At 68.8% G+C, this 1,773-nt stretch carries 2 protein-coding genes; one reads left to right on the forward strand and one right to left on the reverse strand.

The annotated features are described in order from the left end of the window. Positions 1-237 precede the first annotated feature (237 nt). Positions 238-963 (forward strand): DNA alkylation repair protein, encoded by a 726-nt coding sequence (locus tag E1284_RS40500; RefSeq protein ID WP_131945406.1) that lies wholly within the window; start codon positions 238-240, stop codon positions 961-963. Here the strand turns inward: E1284_RS40500 and E1284_RS40505 are convergent. Beyond that, positions 960-1,715 carry a zinc metalloprotease gene (locus E1284_RS40505; protein ID WP_243715056.1) on the reverse strand — a complete coding sequence of 252 codons (756 nt, stop codon included), beginning with the start codon at positions 1,713-1,715 and terminating at the stop codon, positions 960-962. The genes E1284_RS40500 and E1284_RS40505 overlap by 4 nt on opposite strands. Positions 1,716-1,773: the final 58 nt, after the last annotated feature.

The following is a 1,773-nucleotide window of genomic DNA, read 5'->3' on the forward strand; positions in this document are numbered from 1 at the left end:
GGCGGCGGGCGCGTACGCCGTGAAGGCGGCGGCCAGGCCGAGGACGGTGGCGATTCCGGCGCGTTTCATGGAACTCCTTGGGGGTGGCGCGCGAGCGGGGGAGCGCGCGCGGGGAGCGGAGTCATCGCTGGAACCAGGGTGGATGCGAACAAACGTCACGTCTTTAGCAAACCTGGACGAACGGGGGCGCGGAACGCTGAAAACGGCGCCCTAGCGCGGGCGGCGTAGCGTGTCCGCATGGACGTGGAGGGCGAGGCGGCGCGCGTCATGGCGGAGTTGCGCGTACAAGGCGACCCGGCGCGGGCCGAGCGCGAGAAGAGCTATCTCAAGAGCGACTTCGTCCACATCGGCGTGCCCGTGCCGGCGGTGCGCAAGATCGCCGTGTCGGCGGTCAAGGCCAAGCCCACGCGGGACGAGCTGCTCGAACTCGCCCAAGCCCTGTGGGACGTCACCGACGGCGGACGTCCCGTGCACGAGGCCCGCATGGCCGCCATAGACGTGCTGGCCAAGCGCGCCGCCCTGCTGGAGCCGCGGGACGTGGCGGCGGCCGAACGGCTCGTCCGCGACTCGGCGAGCTGGGTGTACGTCGACTACCTCGCGGAGAAGGTCGTCGGGGGACTGGTCATCCGGTACCCGGACCTGGCGACGGTCCTGGACGCGTGGATCGCCGACCCCTACATGTGGATACGGCGTACGGCCGTCCTGGCGCTGCTGCCGGGCGTCCGGACCGGAAACCCGGATTTGGAGCGGATCAGCCGTTTCGGAGACGCGCTCATAGGCGAACGCGAGTTCTTCATCAGGAAGGCCCTGGGATGGGTCCTCCGGGAACTCTCCAAGAAGGACCCGTCCTGGGTGGTGCAGTGGGTCGGGCCCCGCCTCGACACGATCTCGGGTGTGACACTGCGCGAGGCCGTCCGGCGCCTACCCGCCGAGGACGCGGCCAAGCTGCGCAGAGCCCCCTAGGTGCGGTACGCCTTCCACACCTTGTGCATACGGTCGCCCTGGCCGGCGGTGAAGGACGTCATGCACGTGTCGTAGCTGTAGTCCATGTAGTTGTGCACCGGGTCGGCCCCGGCGGACGGGCAGGTGTCCTTGTCGGCCGGGCAGCCGTTCGACGGGTCGCGCTCGGGAGGAGTGTCGGCGACGCGGTCGCCCTGGCCGCCGCAGCCGTCCTGGAACGTGTGGTAGAGCCCGAGCCAGTGCCCCACCTCGTGGGTCGCGCTGAACCCCTTGTTGAAGTTCTCTATGGCGCCGCCCGGCATACTGCCGTAGTGGATGGTCACGCCGTCCATCTTGGGGTCGGCCTTGTACTTCCACGGGAACGTCGACCAGCCGAGCAGGTTCCCGCCTATGTAGGTGCTGTACAGGTTCAGCGAGCCCTTGTCGCCCTGGTGCAGTTGCGGCTTGTACGTGCCCTCGTAGCGTTCCGGGTCCTGGAACCAGGCGGCGTTGTCGGAACGGTCGATCCCCCGGAGCGTGAAGGAGATGCCCGTGTCCGCGCCGCCGTTCCGTCCGCCGTAGGACGCGTTCATGGTGCTGATCTGGCGCTTGACCTCCGCCTCGGACACGTTGCCCTTGTCCCCGTCATGGATCACATGGAAGTAGACCGGGACCGTGATCGGCGCCTGCGTACGGAGGTCGCCGCCGTCCGACTGGTCGTTCGCGCCAAGACTCAGCCCGAGCCCGGCCAGGATCTGGTTGAGCCGCTGCTCCACGGTGGCGGCCTGTGCGGGGGTGAGGTCGTTGCGCTCCCGCCCATGCCCTGTCCATTAT

It is taken from the genome of Actinomadura bangladeshensis, assembly GCF_004348335.1.
Taxonomy (GTDB): Bacteria; Actinomycetota; Actinomycetes; order Streptosporangiales; family Streptosporangiaceae; genus Spirillospora; species Spirillospora bangladeshensis.

What these genes read in the sequence shown, in the direction of transcription:
- E1284_RS40500 (WP_131945406.1), top strand. Translation starts at nt 238, where the DNA reads ATGGACGTGGAGGGCGAGGCGGCGCGCGTCATGGCGGAGTTGCGCGTA.